Genomic DNA, 18,365 nt, shown 5'->3' with positions numbered 1-18,365 from the left:
CCGGAGGGCCGGACCGCCGGTGCGGTCCGGCCCTCCCCGGGCTCCGGGTGCGGCCGGCGTCAGCCGCTGTACCAGCCGTTCAGGTCGGCGACGACCTGGACGTCGCCCGAGTGGTTGGCGAAGGTGATGCGGCCGTCGACCACCGGCACGACCACGAGGTTGGAGATCGTCCTGCCCGCCGGGTAGTTGAGGTTCGACACCCCCGGACGCGGGCGGCCGTGCGGGTGCACGATCAGGAAGCTGCCCGAGGTCGGGGCCGTGACGGTGACGTTCAGGACGACCGCCGTGACGCTCTCGGCCGGGACGCCGGCGACGCCGGAGACCCGCATGCTGACCACTCCGCCGGGGCCGACCACACCGGCACGCGCGCCGAGGCCGGAGCGGGTGTCGAGGAGGCGAACCGGCTCGGCGGCCGTGAAGGTCGCGCCCGCGGCGGAGAAGTAGCCCGTCACATCGGCGAGCAGATCGACCGAGCCCGCGCTGTTGCGCAGCACGACCGAGCCGTTCACCACCGGCACGACCACCAGGTTGGGCAGGGTCTCCCCGGCCGTGTAGTTGATGTTCGAGGCGGTCGGGACGGCCTGGCCGTCGGGGTAGACCGTCACGAAGCCGCCCGTGGTCGGGGCGACGGCGGTGACGTTCATGACGACCGCCGTGACGCCCGTCGCCGGGACGCCGTGGACACCGGCGACCCTGAGCTTCACCGTGCCGCCCGCGCCGACCCGTGCCTTCGGGGCGCCGGTGCCGTAGCGGGTGTCCAGGAAGCGGGTCGGGTCGATCGACGTGAGCGTCGAGCCCGTGCCCGCCGCCGTCGTGTAGTAGCCCGCCACGTCGGCGACGACGTCGAGCGTGGCGGCGCTGTTGCGCAGGTCGACCGTGCCGTTGTGGACGGCCACCGTCACCAGGTTGGAGAGCGTGCGGTTCGCCGTGTAGTTCAGGCTGGACGCCGACGGGACCGGGCGGCCGTCCGGGTGGACGGTGAGGAAGCCGCCCGAAGTCGGGGCGACCGCGGTGACGTTCATGACGACCGCCGTGACACCCGTCGCCGGGATGCCGTTGACCCCCGCGACCTTGAGCTTCACCGTGCCGCCCGGGCCGACCTTCGCCGTGGGCGCGCCCGTGCCGTACCGCGTGTCGAGGAACCGCTTCGGCGCGACCGGGACGAAGCGGCCGGGCGTGGCGGCCTGGGCCTCCGTCACGGTGAACGCGTTCGGCAGGTAACCGGGGGAGCGGGTGCCGGAGGTGAAGCCGCCGTCGCCGACCACCAGGTCGTAGCGGCCCGGGGGCAGGTCACGGGTACCGAGCAGCACCTTCAGTGAGGTCCCGTCGGGGCTCGCGGACACGACCTGGTTCAGCCAGGTCTCGCCGGTCGTGGAGTCGTTGCGGAGCTTGATCCGGGTGCCCAGGTTCAGGCCGGAGCCGCGCAGTTCGACCGGGTGGGACGTGCCTGCGGCGCCGCTCGTGCTGCTCAGCCAGGACACGTCGGCCTGCACCGGGGAGCTGCCGCAGGACATCTTGCAGACGCCCTGCATCGTGAACTCGTACGGCGTCGGGGCCTTTCCCGGGGTGACGAGCAGCACGTACTGGCCGGTGGGCGCGTGCATCGTGGTCAGGCAGTTGAAGCGGAAGCCGGATCCGTTGCACTGGTACGAGAGGTCCGTCGTCCCGCCGAAGGCGTTGGCCGCCAGCAGGCTCACGGTCGGGGACTCCCCGTTCGCCGCGCTGTGCACGCCGTACACGTCGAAGTTCTGCTCCGGCTTGCCGTCCAGCACCGCGCAGTACGCCGTCGCGGACTCGGTCAGGACCGCGCTCCGCTGGGCGAAGCCGGCCGCCGACACCTCGTGCGCGGTGCACTCCGGGGCCCAGCCGGTCGCCGTGGCGAGCCGCCAGGTGTCCACGTAGGAGGCGATCGGCGTCCCGGCGTAGCCCGAGGCCACGACGTACACCAGGTACGAGGTGGAACCGGTGACCCGGCAGGTGCCGGCCGTGCCCCAGGTGCGGCACTTGATGGTGCCGCTGCCGTCGACGACACCGAGGACCGCGCCCGTCCGGTAGGCCGCGTCAGGCGTCCGCACGGACAGCGACAGCTTGTCCGTAACCGCCGCGTTCACCCGCAGGCAGGTGCTGTCGAGGTTGCCGCGGAGGGTGTACGGGGTGGACGGCCCGCCGACGGTCAGCGACGCCGGCGCCGCGCACGGGGCCGTCGCGGAGATGTCCCGGCGGACGAGCTTGTACGTGTCGGGGCCGTAGCCGGTCTTCGTGAGCAGCGCCGAGTACGGGGCGCCCGCGGTGAGGCGGCAGGTCGTCGTCGAGGTGCTGTAGTTGGTGGCGCAGACCTCGTTGCCGGCGGCGTCGTGGATCCGCAGCCAGGCGTTCACCTGGTTGGTGTCGTTGGTGTAGTCGATCATCTCGGCGGTCGCGTGCGCGCCGCCCGCGATCGACAGGCACGCGGTCTGACCCGAGGTGAGCCCGAGCTGGGCCCCCCATGTGTTGCCGAAGCCGGACGGGGTCCACGGGGTGCAGCCCGCGGCCTCGGCCGTGCGCTGCACGGCCACCTTGTAGTCGCCGGCGGCCGGCGCGGAGAGCACCGCGTGGAACGGGGCGGTGCCGGTCAGCTTGCAGACACCCGGCGCGTTCTCGTTCGCGCACTGCGCGGCGCCCTTGGCGTCGTAGACCCGGATCGTCGGGTGGACGGCGTCCTCACCGGTCGCCTGGTCGAGGAAGTAGAGCCCGCGGCCGGAAGCCGTCGGCAGCCCCAGGCACAGGGCCTGGCCGGCGCCCGTGAAGGTGCCGGTGACCGCGCCGGAGGCGAAGCCGTCGTCCTTGACCGGGGTGCAGCCCTGCGCCTGCGCGGTCGCGAGGAACCAGACGCCGTAGGCGTCGTTCTCGGTGCCGGCCACGGCGGTGCGGGCCCAGGTGTAGTCGCCGGCGGTGAGCGGGCACGGGGTGGTGGGCTCCGCGGTGCAGACCGGGGTGCCGTCGGCGCGGTGCAGCCGGCCTTCGTCGCCCTGGTCCACGGCGTCGAAGAGGTACGGGCCGTCCGCCGGGACGTGCAGGGTGCGGCAGCGCTCGGTGCCGGTCGTGTCCGGCACCGTGCCGTACGCCTGCGGCTCGACGATCGGGCAGCCGCTCGGGTGCGAGAGGCGCGACACCGCGAGCGTGAGCTGCGCACCCGCCGCGTCCCGCTCGGACGAGAGCAGGCGGTAGGGCGCGGTGCCGGTCAGCGTGCAGTCCAGGTACTGGGTGCCCGAGACGCGCGTCGAGCAGATCTGCGCGCCTTCCGCGTCGTACACCGTGTGCGACACCCGCCAGTCGGTGCCGTACAGGCGCAGCACCTCACCGGCGGCCGTCGGCAGCGCGTAGCAGTTGCCCGTCGAACCGGCCGCGAGGCTCACGGCCTGGGCCGTGGGCCGGCCGAGGGCCGTGTCGGCCTCCGTCACCGTGGTGCACGAGGCGTTCGCCAGGAGCGGCTGGTACGACACGGAGAACCCGCCGCTGCCGCCCCAGGTGTCCCACGCCTTCAGCGTGTACGCGCCCGCCGTCGTGGTCGGGCAGCGGTGCGCGCCGGAGTAGTCGGGCCGGTCGCAGGTGACGGCGGAGCCGTCGGGAGCGGTCAGGGACATGGAGACGTCGTGGCCCTGGGTGCTCACGAGCTGCACGAACACGACGTCCTTCCCCCGCGGCGCGTCGATCGTGAAGCTCGTGGTGTCCTGCTCGGGCCAGGCGGAGCACGTGTGCACGGTGTTCGGGGCGATGGGCCCGGAGCACTCGTCCGCGAGCTCGCTCCCGGCGATCTCGCGGGCGGCGACGAGCCGGGGCTCGGTGGTGGTCTCGGGCGCTGCGGGCGCCTTGGGCGTCACGGTCTTGGGCGCGGCCTTCGTCGGCGTCGGCGACGCGGCGGCGGACGCGGTGGCGACCGGGCCGAGCACGGACGCGATGACCGCGACGATCAGCGCGAGCAGCGCGAGGACGCGTGGCGGGCCTGCCGGTCTACCGGCATGGGCAGTGTGCAAGAAGTCCCCCCCGGGACGGTGTGCATGCGGATGGAGAGCGAGGTCTCCTCGGAGCAGGCCGAGTCTATTTCCGTCCTGTGCGCACGAGTTGCCGGGTAGGGAGCTGTCGCTCACGGCGTGCTCGACGAAACCGAGCCGGGGGGACCGGGCCGCTCGCGTGGCGCTCGCGCGTGTGCACGATCAGCAGCGCGTCGACGTGCGGCAGGCGGAGGCCCTGCTCGGCCAGGGTCCGCCCGGGTCGCCACGCCCCGGCCGCCGGCGGCGGGTGCAGCCGGTAGCCGATCGCGTGGGCGTCACTCGGACGACCCGGGGCCGGTGGTGCCGGCCCTCGACGCCGGCCTCCCACCGGATCAGCCGGCGGCCACCGCCACGCTGTAGATCAGGTACCGGTGGTCGGACAGGTTGGTCTGGCCCTCCGGTGCCTTGGGCTCGACGATGCACCACCGGCCCGGCAGGCTGCCGAAGATGTAGTCGATCTTGACGCCGCTGTCGTGGGTCGCGGTGCCGTTACGGGTGCCCGGGTGGTTCTGCTGGTCGCACTCCGCGTACCCGGGGGTGCCGGATCCCGCGTACAGCTCGGCCGGCTTCCACACCTTGGCGTTCGCCGGGCCGAGGTCCGGCGGGGTGGCGTTGAAGTCCCCGCCGAACACCACCTGGGGGGAGTCCTCGACGATGTCCTTGAGCGCCAGCTGGTAGTCGTCGCGGTAGTCCAGCTGCGGGAAGTCCCGGTCGGAGGCCTGGCGCGGGGAGTGCACGGCGCAGAGCCGGACCTCGAAGTAGGTGGCCGTGGCGCACTGCAGCGGCGGGACCAGCTCCGTGCTCGCCCGCACCGTGGGGTACGCGACGGGGTCGGACAGGCCCGCCTTGACCACGATGGCGGTGCCCACGTCGTCGTTGGGGTCCAGCGGCTCGCTGGTGCCCGGCTTGGTCTCGCAGGGGCTGACGGTCAGCGCCCCCTTCTGCGACCAGTGGTACGGCGCGAACTCGGCGCTCCACGCGGGGCCGAGCTGGGTCAGCAGGGCGCTCAGGGTGCTCTGGCAGACCTCCTGCAGGAGCATGGCCTGGACGTAGTTCTCCTGGACCTTCTGCTTCAGCAGCGCGACCTTCTGCGCGGTCCGGCGTTCCGCGCAGCCGCCCCAGCGGACGACGTCGCACATGTTCCAGCTCAGTACCTGCAGGTTGGTGCCCGGCGGCGGGGCCGCCGCGACCGTCGTGCTCGGGCCCACTCCGACGAGGGCCAGCGCGACGGCGGCCGCCGTCGCCCAGAACTTCCAGAATCTGCGCACGTCTTCCCCGTTCCCCGTTTCCTGTCGTGTCCGGTGCCGGCGATCTTGCCGGTGACCGGTAGCACCTTACGAGGCGGGGCGGTCGGGGCGGTCGGGGCGGTCCGCCCGGCCGGGCGGACGCCCGTCGCGGTCAGTCGATGTGCACGGTGGGCCCGTTCGAGCGGCCAGGGCACCAGGAAGCCGGTGCACGGGACGAGGCCGAGCGGCGGCAGGACGTGGTGGTTCAGGGACTCTCGCCGCCCCGGGCGCGCCGGGCGGTGCGCAGCGCCGCGTCGAGCGCGGCCATGTCCTCGTCGGAGATGCTCTCCACGAAGCGCAGCAGTGCCGCGGGCCGGTCCTGGCTGTCGCCGAGCGCGTCCTGCATGAGTCCCGCGGTGTACTCCTCGCGGCTGCGGACGGGTTCGTACAGCCAGGCCCGGCCCGATTTCTCGCGGCGCAGCCAGCCCTTGCGGTGGAGTATGTCGGCGACCGTCATCACTGTGGTGTAGGCGACGCGGCGCCCCAGATTGATGTCGTCGACGATCTCGCGGACCGTCGCGGGCCGTTGCCACGCCCACAGCCGGTCCATGATCTCGGCCTCCAGCTCTCCCAGCCGGCGCACGCGCATCCCCTCCCCGCTCGCGGGCGGCTCGTCGTACGGGCCGCTTCACCCGCCCAGGTATACCCCGAGAGGTATGGTCGCGAGGAGGGGCGACGCTGATGCGGGACCGCCCCCGAGCGAAGGTCCGTGGCCCCGGACCGCCCGGTCCGGCGGAGCCGGAGCTGCTCCGTCAGGTGCTCGGCCCGTGTCTTCGGCCGAGCGTCCGGATGGTCCTGGGCCGCCCATCGCGCAGGGGCGGTCGGCCCCGTCTTCCTCTGTCGCAGTCCGTCAGGTCCGGATGAGGCGGGCGATCGCCTTCGACGCCTCGCCGACCTTCACGGTCACGCGGCCCGGTCGCCGGCGGCCCGGAAGCCCCGGAGGCGCAGGCTGTTGCCGACCACGAAGACCGAGGAGAAGGCCATCGCGGCGCCGGCGATCATCGGGTTGAGCAGTCCGGCCGCCGCGAGCGGCAGGGCGGCCACGTTGTAGGCGAAGGCCCAGAAGAGGTTCGAGCGGATGGTGCCGAGGGTCCTGCGGGAGAGCCGGATGGCGTCCGCGGCGGCCCGCAGGTCGCCCCGGACCAGGGTCAGGTCGCCGGCCTCGATGGCGGCGTCCGTGCCCGTGCCCATCGCGAGTCCCAGGTCGGCCTGGGCGAGCGCGGCGGCGTCGTTGACGCCGTCGCCGACCATGGCGACCGAACGGCCCTCGCCCTGGAGGCGCTTGACGACGTCGACCTTGTCCTGGGGCATGACCTCGGCGATCACCTCGTCGATGCCGACCTCGGCGGCGACGGCCTCCGCCACCGCCTTGTTGTCCCCGGTGAGCAGGATCGGGGTGAGACCGAGGGCACGCAGCCGCCTGATGGCCTCGGCGCTGGTGTCCTTGACGGCGTCGGCGACCTCCAGGACCGCGCGGGCCTCCCCGTCCCAGGCGACCGCGATGGCGGTCCGGCCGGCCTGCTCGGCCGCTTCCTTGGCGTTCTTGAGCTCGGCGGGGAGGGCCATCGCCCACTCGTCGAGCAGCTTCTCGCGGCCGACGAGGACGGCATGGCCGTCGACCACGCCCTGGACGCCGAGACCGGGGATGTTGGCGAAGTCCTCGGGGGTGGGCAGGGCGCCGACGCGGGCGGCGGCACCGGTGGCGACGGCCTGGGCGATCGGGTGCTCGGAGGAGTGCTCCAGGGCGCCGGCCAGGCGCAGGACGTCCTTCTCCGCGGTGCCGTCGGCGGTGTGGACCTTCAGCAGGGTCATCCGGCCGGTGGTGACGGTGCCGGTCTTGTCGAGGACGATCGTGTCGACCTTGCGGGTGGTCTCCAGGACCTCGGGTCCCTTGATGAGGATGCCGAGCTGGGCGCCGCGGCCGGTGCCGACCATGAGGGCGGTCGGTGTGGCCAGGCCGAGGGCGCAGGGGCAGGCGATGATCAGGACGGCGACCGCGGCGGTGAAGGCGGAGGTCAGGCCCTGTCCCGTACCGAGCCAGAAGCCGAGGGTGCCGAGCGAGAGGGCGATGACGATCGGCACGAAGACGGCGGAGATCCTGTCGGCGAGGCGCTGGGCGGCGGCCTTGCCGTTCTGGGCGTCCTCGACGAGCTTGGCCATGCGGGCCAGCTGGGTGTCGGCGCCGACCCGGGTGGCCTCGACGACCAGCCGGCCGCCGGCGTTCAGGGTGGCGCCGGTGACGGAGTCGCCGACGGAGACCTCGACCGGCACGGACTCGCCGGTGAGCATGGAGGCGTCGACGGCGGAGGAGCCCTCGACGACGGTGCCGTCGGTGGCGATCTTCTCGCCGGGGCGGACCAGGAAGCGGTCCCCGACCTGGAGTTCGGCGGTCGGCACCGTGACCTCGCGCCCGTCGCGCAGCACGGTGACCTCCTTAGAGCCCAGCTGCAGCAGCGCCTTGAGGGCGGCGCCCGCCTTGCGCTTGGAGCGGGCCTCGAAGTAGCGGCCGGCCAGGATGAAGGCGGTGACGCCGGCCGCGGCCTCCAGGTAGATGTTCCCGGCGCCGTCGGTGCGCGCGATGGTGAACTCGAAGGGGTGCGTCATGCCGGGAGTGCCGGCGGTGCCGAGGAACAGCGCCCACAGCGACCACAGGAACGCGGCGCCGGTGCCGACCGAGATCAGCGTGTCCATGGTGGCCGCGCCGTGCCGGGCGTTGGTCCAGGCGGCCCGGTGGAAGGGCCAGGCGGCGTAGGTGACGACCGGCGCGGCGAGCGTGAGGCTCAGCCACTGCCAGTACGCGATCTGGAGGGCCGGCACCATCGCCATGGCGATCACGGGCACGGCGAGTGCGACGGCGGTGATCAGGCGCTGCCTGAGCGGCCGCAGCTCCTCCGCGGCCCGCTCCTCCTCGGTGGGGCCCCCGGCGCCCGGGGTCTCGCTCTTCGGGGGCGTGGGCTCCTCGGCGGTGTAGCCGGTGGCCTCGACGGTGGCGATGAGCCGGGCGACCGGGATGTCGGCGGAGAAGGTGACCTTCGCCTTCTCGGTCGCGTAGTTGACGGTGGCCTCGACCCCGTCCATCCGGTTGAGCTTCTTCTCGATACGGGCCGCGCACGAGGCGCAGGTCATGCCGCCGATGGCGAGCTCGACCTGGGCGGTGCCGGGGGTCGTCGTGGTCATGAGGTCTGCTCCTCGTTCGTACGGGGTCGAGGTCGGGGGCCGGGGCCCGGGTGTGGTGGGCGGGCCCCGGCGGCCGGTCGGCGTCGGGACGCCGGTCAGGCGCGGCCGGTCAGCTCGTAGCCCGCGTCGTCGACCGCCGCGGCGATCGCGGCGTCGTCCGGCTCACCGCCGGTGATGACGGTCACCCGGCCGCCGGCCACGTCGACGTCCACGGAGATGACGCCGTCGAGCGCGCTGACGGCGGTGGTGATCGCGGTCTTGCAGTGGCCGCAGGTCATGCCGGTGACGGCGTAGAGGGTGCTGGTGCTCTCGGCGACGGCGGTGGTTGCCGAGATCTCGACGGTGCCGGTCGAGCAGCTGTTGTCGGGGGTGCAGCAGGAACCCATGGTCGTCCTCCTCGAATCAGATACCCTCCGGGGGTATCCCTGTCCGTCCATGTATACCCCCCGCCGGTATCTCACGCAAGGGGCGACCCGACTTGACTTGATACCCCCCAGGGGTATGGTGAAGTGCAGTGAAAGGGTTCCGACCACGCCGCCCGTACACCGGGAGAGCAGGAGAGCAGCCATGAACACCGGAGTGAGGATCACTGCCTTTGCGGCCGCCCTCGCCGCGACCTTCGGGGCCGCGTACGGCGTCGGCAAGGGCGTCGGCCCCCTCGGGGAGCCGGAGAAGGCGGAGCACGCGGGTCACGCGGAGGCCGCGCCGCAGGAGGGCGGCGGCCACGGCGGCCACGCGGAGGCGGCGAACGCCCCCGCTGCCGGTGGCCTGCAGGTCTCCGAGGGCGGCTACACCCTCGCCCTCGACACCCCGACCCCCGCCCGCGGCACGAGCACCCTGAAGTTCTCGATCAGGGACGCGACGGGCCGCAAGGTCACCGCGTTCGCCACCGAGCACGGCAGGGAACTGCACTTCATCGTCGCCTCGCGCGATCTGACCGTCTTCCGCCACCTGCACCCGGTGAAGGCCGCCGACGGCACCTGGTCGGTGGCCGCGGACCTGCCGGCGGCGGGCGCCTACAAGGCCTTCGCGGACTTCAAGCCCGCGGTGAAGGGCGCCCGGGGCGTGACGCTCGGCGTCGACCTGTCCGTCCCGGGGGCGTACGCCCCGAAGGCGATGCCACCCGTGACGCCGACGGCCGAGGTCGACGGCTACCGGGTGCGCCTCGGCGGCACGCTGGACCCGGGCCGCGCGGGTGAACTGCGGCTCACCGTCACGAAGGCCGGCAAGCCGGTCACGGACCTGGAGCCGTACCTCGGTGCCTATGGACACCTGGTCGCGCTGCGCGACGGCGACCTCGCCTACCTCCACGTGCACCCCAACGGGGGCGGCCCCGGTCCGGACGTCTCCTTCACGGCGACGGCGCCGAGTTCGGGCACGTACCGCCTGTTCCTGGACTTCCGGCACGGGGGCAAGGTCCGTACGGCCGCCTTCACGGTCCGCGCGGGAACGGCCGGCACCGACGCGGGAGCGGCCACCGGTGGTACGGATGAGGCGCCGCACGATGCGGCGGAACACTCGCACGGCTAGTCTGGACATTGGACTAGACCTGTAGCCGCGTGATCATGGAGGAATGGGCTCAATGAGCAACCGTGCAGTGCTGGAGGTGATCGCCCTCGACGAGGAGGACGCGGTCGCTGCCCAGGCCGGTGGGGCGGACCGCCTCGAGCTGGTCACCGACATGGCGGCGGACGGGCTCACCCCGTCCACGAGCGGCTTCGCCGCGATCCGCGCGGCGGTGGACATCCCGCTGCGCGTGATGCTCAGACTGACGGACGGCTTCGCGGCCGGGGACGCCGGGCAGGTGGCCACCCTGGTGGCTCGCGCGAGCGAACTCCGGGAGGCGGGCGCCGACGAGTTCGTCCTCGGCTTCCTCACCCCCGACGGCGACCCGGACCTGGTGGCGGTCGAGCGCCTGGTCGCGGTCCTGGACGGCTGCCGCTGGACCTTCCACCGGGCCATCGACCGCGCGGCCGACCGCGACGCGCTCCGCAAGCAGCTCGCGGACCTGCCGGGCCTCGACACGTACCTCACGGCGGGTGCGGCGACCGGTGTCGACGACGGCCTGGCCACCCTGAAGGCGGAGGCGGCCCGCGCCGGCGAACCGGGCTACGAGCCGCAGATCCTGGTCGGCGGCGGCCTCCGCCTCGACCACCTCCCGGCCCTGCGCGCCGCCGGCCTCACCGCCTTCCACATCGGCGGCGCCGCGCGCCCCGACGGCTGGACGGCCCGGGTCTCCGCCGCGGCGGTACGGACCTGGCGCGAGGCGCTGGACGCGTAGGCACGGCCCCGGAACCCCTCGGAAACGCCGAAGGCGGCGTACCCCGACGTGAGGTCGGAAGGTACGCCGCCCTGGGGCGCGGCCACGGTCCCTACTTGGCGTCGCCGTCGAACTTCGACGTCGACCAGAAGTAGCCGAGGACGGCGAGGCCGAGGCACCAGGCGACCGCGATCCAGCCGTTGTTGCCGATCTCGGTGCCGAGGAGCAGTCCGCGCAGGGTCTCGATGGCGGGGGTGAAGGGCTGGTACTCGGCGATCGGCTGGAACCAGCCCGGCATCGCGTCGACCGGGACGAAGGCGCTGGAGATCAGCGGCAGGAAGATCAGCGGCATCGCGTTGTTGCTGGCGGCCTCCGCGTTCGGGCTGATCAGACCCATGCCGACGGCGATCCAGGTGAGCGCCAGGGCGAAGAGGACGAGCAGCCCGAAGGCGGCGAGCCACTCCAGGGCGGTGGCGTCCGTGGAGCGGAAGCCGATGGCCACACCGACGGCGCCGACGAGGACCACGCTGGCGACCGACTGCAGGACGCTGCCCACGACGTGTCCGACGAGGACCGAACCGCGGTGGATGGCCATGGTGCGGAAGCGGGCGATGATGCCCTCGGACATGTCGGTGGAGACGGAGACCGCGGTGCCGATGGTGGTGCTGCCGATGGTCATCAGGAGCAGGCCGGGCACGAGGTAGGCGATGTAGTCGGAGCGGTCGCCGCCGCCGATGCCCGCGCTCATGGTGTCGCCGAAGATGTAGACGAAGAGCAGCAGCAGCATGATCGGCGTGAGCAGCAGGTTCAGGGTGAGCGAGGGGTAGCGCCGGGCGTGCAGCAGGTTGCGGCGCAGCATCGTCTTCGAGTCGCGGACGGCGAGGGCGAGGGAACTCATCGGACGGACTCCTTGGTCTGGGCGGGGACGGCGGCGGCGCCGGTGAGGGCGAAGAAGACGTCGTCGAGGTCGGGGGTGTGCACGGTCAGTTCGTCGGCCTCGATGCCGGCGGCGTCCAACCGGTCGAGCACGGAGCGGAGTGCGCGCTGGCTGCCGTCGCTGGGCACCTGCAGCGTGAGGGACTCGTCGTCCCCGGCGGCCCCGCCCAGGGCGGCCGTGGCCCGCCGGTAGGCGGCCGGGTCGGTGAAGCGGAGCCGGACGTGTCCGCCGGGAACGATGCGCTTGAGCTCCTCGGCGGTCCCCTCGGCGGCGATCTTTCCGTCGTTCAGGACCGCGATGCGGTCGGCGAGTTCGTCGGCCTCCTCCAGGTACTGGGTGGTGAGGAAGACCGTCACGCCGCCGGTGACCAGCTCGCGGATGATCTGCCACATGTTGTGGCGGGACCGCGGGTCGAGGCCGGTGGTCGGTTCGTCGAGGAAGATGATGCGCGGGTCGCCGACCAGGGTCATGGCGATGTCGAGGCGGCGCTTCATGCCGCCGGAGTAGGTGGAGGCCGGCTTCCCGGCGGCCTCGGTGAGGTCGAAGCGCTCCAGGAGTTCGGCGGCGACCCGTCGCCCCTCGCTCCTCGACAGGTGGTGCAGGTCCGCCATGAGGAGCATGTTCTCCTCGCCGGTGATCAGGCCGTCGACGGCGGAGAACTGTCCGGTGACGCCGATCGAGGCGCGGACGGACTGCGCGGCGGTGGCGAGGTCGTGGCCGCCGACGCTGATCGGCCCGCTGCCGGGACCGGCGGAGACGAGGGTGGAGAGGATCTTGACGGCGGTGGTCTTGCCGGCGCCGTTGGGGCCCAGGAGGGAGAAGACCGTTCCCTCCTCGACCGCCAGGTCGACGCCGTCGAGCACGGTCTTGTCGCCGTAGGACTTCCGCAGCCCGGTCGCCGCGATGGCCAACTTGCTCATCAGGAATGCTCCTTGGGGGTGGAAGGGTCGGGTCGGTCAGAGGCTGCGGGCGGTGATGTCGCCGTAGGCGGTGGTCGCGGAGATGTTCAGGGCGACGCCGGCGCCCTCGCTGTTCCGGAGGGCGTTCTGGATCCGGCCGTAGGAGGTGCCGGCGTCGAGGGTGGCGGAGACCCCGCGGGCGGCGCCCACCTCGATGTCGCCCTTCGTGGTGCGCAGGGTGACGGTGCCGGCGACGGCCTCGTCGACGCGGAGGTCGCCGGCCTGGGTGCTGATCTCGGCGGAGCCGCCGAGGCGTCCGACGGTGATGTCGCCGGCCTGCACGGTGACGCGGGCGCCCGCGGTCTCGTCGAGCGTGACGGTGGCCTGCGCGCTCTCGAACTCGACGTCGCCGAGCCGTCCTTCGCCGCGGAGCTCGGCGGCGGCCGCCTTCACCGCGACCCGCGAACCGGCCGGCAGCTGCACGGTCACCTGGACGGACCCGGAGTTGCCCAGGATCCGGCGCTCCCATCCGGGGGCCTCGATCCGCAGCTCGCCGTCGGCGTACCGCACCTCGACCTGCTCCGCGGCCTTCACGTCACGGCCCTTGGAGGCGTCGGCGGGAAGGACCTCGACGGTGGTGTCGGAGCGGTCGGAGGCGACGAGGGTGAAGCGCCCGGCGGGGAGGTCGAGGGCGGTGGTGATCGTGGCGGGGGTGTCGAACTTCTGCATGATGCTCTCCTTGTTTCGAGCGGTGCGCTCGGCGTTTCTGACATTGGAAACACTACGTTGCGTTCGAGGGGTCGGCAATGGATTCGTTGCGCGAAAGCTGCATCACTGCAGGTCAATTGAGGTAAATCGTTGCAACGCTTATCGATCTAACGCAACGTCAAGGTGGTGAGCGTTGCAATAGATTAAGAATGAACGCTATGCGGGGGGGCTCCAGGAATGCCGGGGGGTCTGCACCAGCGCGACGCGGGCCCGGTCGGGTGAGCGACTTCGGGGCGCGGAGCTGCCCGCGCTGCTCGACGGGCGGCTGGAGCCCAAGTCCAGCGTGCTGTACGCGGCCTACACCCTGGTGGCGTTCAACCGGCTCCACCCCCTCTACGACAGGCCCGGCGAGGTCTTCCGCGCCCCGTACGACAGCACCGTCGAGGAGCTCTTCGACGGCGCGCACACCGGCGAGCAGCTGATGCGCGGCACCCCGGGCGCGCTGGACGAGGTGCTGACGGAGCACGGCCGCGCGCTGCTCGCGGACCCCACCGGCCCGCCGGCGGCGGCGCTGCGCACGACCGACGCCGTGTGCACCGACTGGACCCCCCGGGCTCCGGTGCGGCTCTACATGGCGACGGCGGACGAGCAGGCCGTGACCGCCAACACGGAGCACTGCCGGGCGGCTCTGCGCGGGAAGGGTGTGGACGCACCGGTCGTCGACCTCGGTGCCGTCGACCACCACGGCTCCCGCCACCTGGGGGCCAACATCGCGGCCACGTCGGAGATCGTGCGCTGGTTCGGCGAGCTGCGCCGGAGCTGACGCCGGCCGCGGACCGCTCAAGACCGGCGCGTCACGGGTCGACAAGAAGGCGGGCGGGACGCTGTCGATTCGGGCGCGTCCCGTTCGACGTCCGGATGTGCGGTGCTTCGCCGCGCGCAGGACCCGACCGGATCCGACGAGGAGACCCGTGGAACAGCTGCTGAGAGTCATGAACTTCACCGTGTCGAGCGACGGCGTGGGTGCCGGTGAGCACCAGAGCCTCGAAAGGCCGTTCGGGCACGTCAGCCCCGAGCGGCTGTTCTCCTGGGCGGGCGCCACGGCGAGCTGGCCCATGCGCACGGACTCCGGCGGCAGCCGGGGCCTGGACGACTACTTCACGCGGGACTTCGCCCGCAACATCGGCGCCGAGATCATGGGCCGCAACAAGTTCGGTCCCCAGCGCGGGCCCTGGCAGGACCACGAGTGGCGCGGCTGGTGGGGTGACGAGCCCCCGTTCCACACCCCGGTGTTCGTCATGACCCACCACGAGCGTCCCTCGTTCACGCTCTCCGACACCACGTTCCACTTCGTCGCCGGCGACCCGGCCACGATCCTCGAACAGGCGCGGGCGGCGGCGGACGGCAAGGACGTCCGGCTCGGCGGCGGGGTCACCACCGTCCGGCAGTTCCTCGACGCGGACCTCGTCGACACCCTGCACGTGGTGGTCGCCCCGGTGGAGCTCGGGTCGGGACTGCGCCTCTGGGAGTCCCCGGACGAGCTGCTCGACCGCTTCCACCTGGAGGTCGTGCCCAGCCCGAGCGGCGTGACGCACCACCTGTTCTGGCGCAGGTGACCCCCGGCCCGGGTGGGCCGCCGGCCCTGGGAGGGACGCCGGCCCTGGGTGGGACGCGGGCCCTGGGTGGGACGCGGGCCGTGGGCGGGACGCGGGCCGTGGGCGGGACGCGGGCCCCGGGCGGGACGCGGGCCCTGGGTGGGACGCCGGCCCCGGGCATGACGCCGACCCCGGTGGGACGCCGGCCCCGGCGGGTGCCCCGCCGGGTTCCCGGGGCGCCGGGGCGAGGCGTGCCCTTCCCCGGCCTTCGGGGCCGTGTCGGACCCCGGCCTTCCGGGGCGGTGCCGGACCCCAGGCGAATTCGGTGGCGGTGCCGGGCCCCGGCGAATTCCGTGGCGGGAGGTGCGCTGTGTCGTTAGCCTCCCCCGCATGACACCCACCCCCCTCGACGAGACGCTCGTACGCCGCCTGGTCGCCGCCCAGTTCCCGCAGTGGGCCGGGCTGCCCGTGCGCGAGGTCGACTCCGCTGGGACCGACAACGCGATCTTCCGGCTCGGGGACGGGCTCGTCGTACGGCTGCCGAAGGCGGACTGGGCGCTGGGGCAGATCGAGAAGGAGCAGCACTGGCTGCCGCGGATCGCGCCCGGACTGCCGCTGCCCGTGCCCGTACCGGTCGGGGCCGGGGTGCCCGGGGAGGGGTTCGCACAGACCTGGTCCGTGTACGAGTGGCTGGACGGGCGGGACGCCTGGCACGCGCCCGTCGGCGATCTCGCGGGCGCCGCCGTCGAGTTGGGGCGGTTCGGGGCCGCCCTGCGCCGGGCCGACGCGACCGGCGGGCCCGTCTCCTCCCGGGGCGGACCCGTCACCTCCTGGGAGGACGGTGCCATGGCCGGGGCCCTGCGGGCCCTCGCCGAGGACGGGACGCTCGACGGCGAACGCGCCACCGCCGCCTGGGAGTCCGTGCTCCGGCTGCCGCAGTGGGAGCGCGAGCCGGTGTGGATCCACGGCGACCTGCTGCCCGGCAACCTGCTCACCCGCGACGGGCGCCTCAGCGCCGTCATCGACTTCGGCGCCCTCGGCGTCGGCGACCCCGCCTGCGACATGATGGCCGCGTGGACCCTGTTCACCCCGGAGACCCGGCCCCTCTTCCGTGAGGCCGCCCGGGTCGACGACGCGACCTGGGCCCGCGGCCGCGGCTGGGCCCTGTGCTGGGGCATCGTGACCGAGCACTACTACCGCGGCAGGAATCCGGTGCTCAGCGCCGTCGCCCACCGCACCTGGAGCGAGGCACTGCCGGAGTACGCCGGCCGGTGACACGGGCCGCGGAACCCACCGACGGCGGTCCGGCCCCGCGCACCCCTCAGCCCAGCTGTTCCGGCAGGTCCGACGCGTGCACCACCGTCAGGCCCGACACCGCACGGGTCAGCGCCACGTACAGGCGCCGCAGGCCCGTGCGCTCGTCCGGTTCGCCGTCCACGACGGCGGCCGGCTCGTCGAGGACCACGTAGTCGTACTCCAGACCCTTCGCCAGCGAGGCCGGGACCAGGGTCAGCCGGGACTCGGCCGTGGTCTCCTCGCCCGGGGCGAGGCAGGCGAGACCGGCGGCCGCCAGGGCCTCCGCCAGCGGGGCGATGCGCGCGTCGGCGGCGATCAGACCGATCGAGCCCTCGTGCGCCAGGGCCTCGACGCACGCCGCGACCACGTCCCCGTCCAGCGCCTCCGGCTCCGTCCGCCGGACCTCCAGCGAGCCGGGGTTCTCACGCACCGACTCCACCGGCGCGAGCCCCGGCGACATGTGCGGGAGCAGCCGGGAGGCGTACGCGATGACCTCGCGCGGTACGCGGAAACCGGCCGTCAGCTCCTCCACGACCGCCTCCGGCTTGCCCAGGTGCGCGAGCGCCTGCGCCCAACTGCCCGTAGCCCACGGGGTGGTGCCCTGCGCGAGGTCGCCGAGGACGGTCGCCGAGCCCGTCGTGCACCGGCGGCCGACCGCCCGGTACTGCATGGGGGAGAGGTCCTGCGCCTCGTCGACCACCACATGGCCGAGCGAGTGCGTGCGCTCGACCAGGTCCCGCGTCTCGTCGACGAGGACCGCGTCCGCCGCCGACCACTTCGCCGTCCGCACGCTCCGGTACGGCTTCTCCCACAGCAGGAGCTTCTGCTCCTCGGCGTCGAGGATCCCCGCCGCGTGCTCCGCCAGGAAGTCGGGGTCGCTCAGCAGGCGCAGCACCAGCTTCGCCGGCTCGACCGCCGGCCAGCACTCCTTCACGACCGCCTTGACCGCCGCGTTGCGCGCGACCGCGTCCTGCACCCGGTCGTCGGGCGCCTCGCCCGCCTGCTCCATACGGACCAGCACGGCGTGCGCGATGCGCTGCGGCAGGGCCTCGCGGGCCGCCCCGTACCGGATATCACGGGCCGTCAGCTCGCGGACCATCTCCTCGAGTTCGTAGGCCGGGACACGCCAGCGGCGTGAGCCGCGCACCACCATCAGCGGCTCCGTGGGAAGCGTCACGTGGGACCAGACCGCCCGGCGCAGCACCTCCGCCATCCGGGCGTCGCCCTTGACGACGGCGGTCGCCGCCGCGTCCGAACCGCGCACCTCGACGTGCGCGACGAGGTCGTCCACCGTCGCCTGCTGCACCTCGAGCTCGCCGAGGGCCGGGAGGACCTGCTCGATGTAGTGGAGGAAGGAGCGGTTCGGCCCGATGACCAGGGTGCCGGTGCGGGCGAGGCGCTCCCGGTGGGCGTACAGCAGGTACGCGACACGGTGCAGGCCCACGGCCGTCTTTCCGGTGCCGGGGCCTCCCTGGACGCAGATCGACCCCGACAGGTCGGAGCGGACGATCTCGTCCTGCTCGGGCTGGATGGTCGCGACGATGTCCCGCATCGGACCCACGCGCGGCCGCTCGATCTCGGCCTGGAGCAGCCGGCTGGTCCGCTCCAGCTCCTCCGGGTCGGAGAGGTGCTCGTCCTCGTACGCCGTGAGGTCGCCGCCCGTGTAGCCGAAGCGGCGGCGCAGCCCGACGTCCTGCGGGTCCTTCTTCGACGCCCGGTAGAACGGTTGCGAGACCGGCGCACGCCAGTCGATCACCATCGGGTCGCCGACGGCGTCGTGCACGTGCCGGCGGCCGATGTAGAAGCGCTGGCCCTCCTGCGTGGTGTGCAGGTAGTCGAGCCGGCCGAAGAACAGGGGCGTGTCGGCGAGGTCGGCGAGCGCCTTGATGCGCTCCTCGATCTGACGGGTGAGGACGACCGAGTTGACCCAGTTGGCGGTGACGTCCTTGATGTCGAGCGATTCCACGTCCTCCCGCATCGCGCGCAGGGCGGCGCGGGACTCGGTGAGGTGAGCGCGCTCCCGCGCGAGCGGATCGTCTGCGGGGGACGTTACGGACACGGTGGAGCCTCCGGGTCGGGTACGCGGACACGTCAAGGTGGCCGCCGGTTTCCGACCGGACGGCGGCGCTCCACGAGCGGGAGGCGGGGAAGCAGGCGAGTGTAGCCCCACCGTCGT

At 73.1% G+C, this 18,365-nt stretch carries 14 protein-coding genes; 5 read left to right on the top strand and 9 right to left on the bottom strand.

Features of this window, described 5'->3' with window-relative positions; genetic code table 11:
- Window positions 1–59 precede the first annotated feature (59 nt).
- The 5 genes from ACIRQF_RS22205 to ACIRQF_RS22185 form a co-directional block, all read right to left on the bottom strand.
- The gene (locus tag ACIRQF_RS22205; protein ID WP_404094308.1) at window positions 60–4,013 is read right to left on the bottom strand and encodes a hypothetical protein; all 3,954 of its coding nucleotides are present in this window, start codon (window positions 4,011–4,013) and stop codon (window positions 60–62) included.
- Between the two features lie 350 nt (window positions 4,014–4,363).
- On the bottom strand, window positions 4,364–5,299 hold the full coding sequence (locus ACIRQF_RS22200; protein WP_389751171.1) for an endonuclease/exonuclease/phosphatase family protein: 936 nt from the start codon (window positions 5,297–5,299) through the stop codon (window positions 4,364–4,366).
- A gap of 223 nt (window positions 5,300–5,522) precedes the next feature.
- Window positions 5,523–5,900: a BlaI/MecI/CopY family transcriptional regulator gene (locus ACIRQF_RS22195; RefSeq protein ID WP_382479292.1), complete on the bottom strand. Its 378-nt coding sequence runs from the start codon at window positions 5,898–5,900 to the stop codon at window positions 5,523–5,525.
- 320 nt (window positions 5,901–6,220) lie between these two features.
- The gene (locus ACIRQF_RS22190; RefSeq protein WP_404094305.1) at window positions 6,221–8,494 is read right to left on the bottom strand and encodes a heavy metal translocating P-type ATPase; all 2,274 of its coding nucleotides are present in this window, start codon (window positions 8,492–8,494) and stop codon (window positions 6,221–6,223) included.
- A 95-nt stretch (window positions 8,495–8,589) separates the two neighbouring features.
- The gene (locus ACIRQF_RS22185; RefSeq protein WP_404094302.1) at window positions 8,590–8,880 is read right to left on the bottom strand and encodes a cation transporter; all 291 of its coding nucleotides are present in this window, start codon (window positions 8,878–8,880) and stop codon (window positions 8,590–8,592) included.
- A gap of 181 nt (window positions 8,881–9,061) precedes the next feature.
- Between ACIRQF_RS22185 and ACIRQF_RS22180 the strand changes: the two genes are divergently transcribed.
- Together ACIRQF_RS22180 and ACIRQF_RS22175 are read left to right on the top strand one after the other, a co-directional pair.
- On the top strand, window positions 9,062–10,024 hold the full coding sequence (locus ACIRQF_RS22180) for a hypothetical protein (protein WP_404094299.1): 963 nt from the start codon (window positions 9,062–9,064) through the stop codon (window positions 10,022–10,024).
- 52 nt (window positions 10,025–10,076) lie between these two features.
- Complete coding sequence (locus ACIRQF_RS22175; RefSeq protein ID WP_376632901.1) at window positions 10,077–10,775, top strand: copper homeostasis protein CutC; 699 nt, start codon at window positions 10,077–10,079, stop codon at window positions 10,773–10,775.
- Between the two features lie 91 nt (window positions 10,776–10,866).
- Here the strand turns inward: ACIRQF_RS22175 and ACIRQF_RS22170 are convergent, their stop codons facing one another.
- Genes ACIRQF_RS22170 through ACIRQF_RS22160 form a run of 3 tightly spaced genes read right to left on the bottom strand, consistent with a single transcriptional unit; the run spans window position 10,867 to window position 13,319 of the window.
- Window positions 10,867–11,652, bottom strand: coding sequence for an ABC transporter permease (locus ACIRQF_RS22170; protein WP_376632903.1), 786 nt, complete (start codon window positions 11,650–11,652; stop codon window positions 10,867–10,869).
- Complete coding sequence (locus ACIRQF_RS22165; RefSeq protein WP_404094295.1) at window positions 11,649–12,611, bottom strand: ATP-binding cassette domain-containing protein; 963 nt, start codon at window positions 12,609–12,611, stop codon at window positions 11,649–11,651. The genes ACIRQF_RS22170 and ACIRQF_RS22165 overlap by 4 nt, the downstream gene beginning before the upstream one ends.
- 36 nt (window positions 12,612–12,647) lie before the next feature.
- Window positions 12,648–13,319: a DUF4097 family beta strand repeat-containing protein gene (locus ACIRQF_RS22160; protein WP_404094293.1), complete on the bottom strand. Its 672-nt coding sequence runs from the start codon at window positions 13,317–13,319 to the stop codon at window positions 12,648–12,650.
- 322 nt (window positions 13,320–13,641) lie between these two features.
- On the opposite strand from ACIRQF_RS22160, the gene ACIRQF_RS22155 reads away from it, so the two are divergent.
- From ACIRQF_RS22155 to ACIRQF_RS22145, 3 genes are all read left to right on the top strand, one after another.
- The gene (locus ACIRQF_RS22155; RefSeq protein WP_404094290.1) at window positions 13,642–14,121 is read left to right on the top strand and encodes a hypothetical protein; all 480 of its coding nucleotides are present in this window, start codon (window positions 13,642–13,644) and stop codon (window positions 14,119–14,121) included.
- A 148-nt stretch (window positions 14,122–14,269) separates the two neighbouring features.
- Window positions 14,270–14,914, top strand: coding sequence for a dihydrofolate reductase family protein (locus ACIRQF_RS22150; RefSeq protein WP_382479277.1), 645 nt, complete (start codon window positions 14,270–14,272; stop codon window positions 14,912–14,914).
- A 369-nt stretch (window positions 14,915–15,283) separates the two neighbouring features.
- Entirely contained in the window at window positions 15,284–16,168 is an 885-nt protein-coding gene (locus ACIRQF_RS22145; RefSeq protein ID WP_376632910.1) for an aminoglycoside phosphotransferase family protein, read from the top strand.
- Between the two features lie 46 nt (window positions 16,169–16,214).
- Here ACIRQF_RS22145 and ACIRQF_RS22140 read toward each other — a convergent pair whose 3' ends face one another.
- Entirely contained in the window at window positions 16,215–18,167 is a 1,953-nt protein-coding gene (locus ACIRQF_RS22140; RefSeq protein WP_404094560.1) for a HelD family protein, read from the bottom strand.
- Between the last annotated feature and the right edge of the window lie 198 nt (window positions 18,168–18,365).

The sequence above is a fragment of the Streptomyces sp. NPDC101191 genome, assembly GCF_044767915.1.
Classification (GTDB): Bacteria; Actinomycetota; Actinomycetes; order Streptomycetales; family Streptomycetaceae; genus Streptomyces.
Note: the sequence above shows the minus strand (reverse complement) of the source record. Positions and strands in the feature narration are given on the sequence as shown.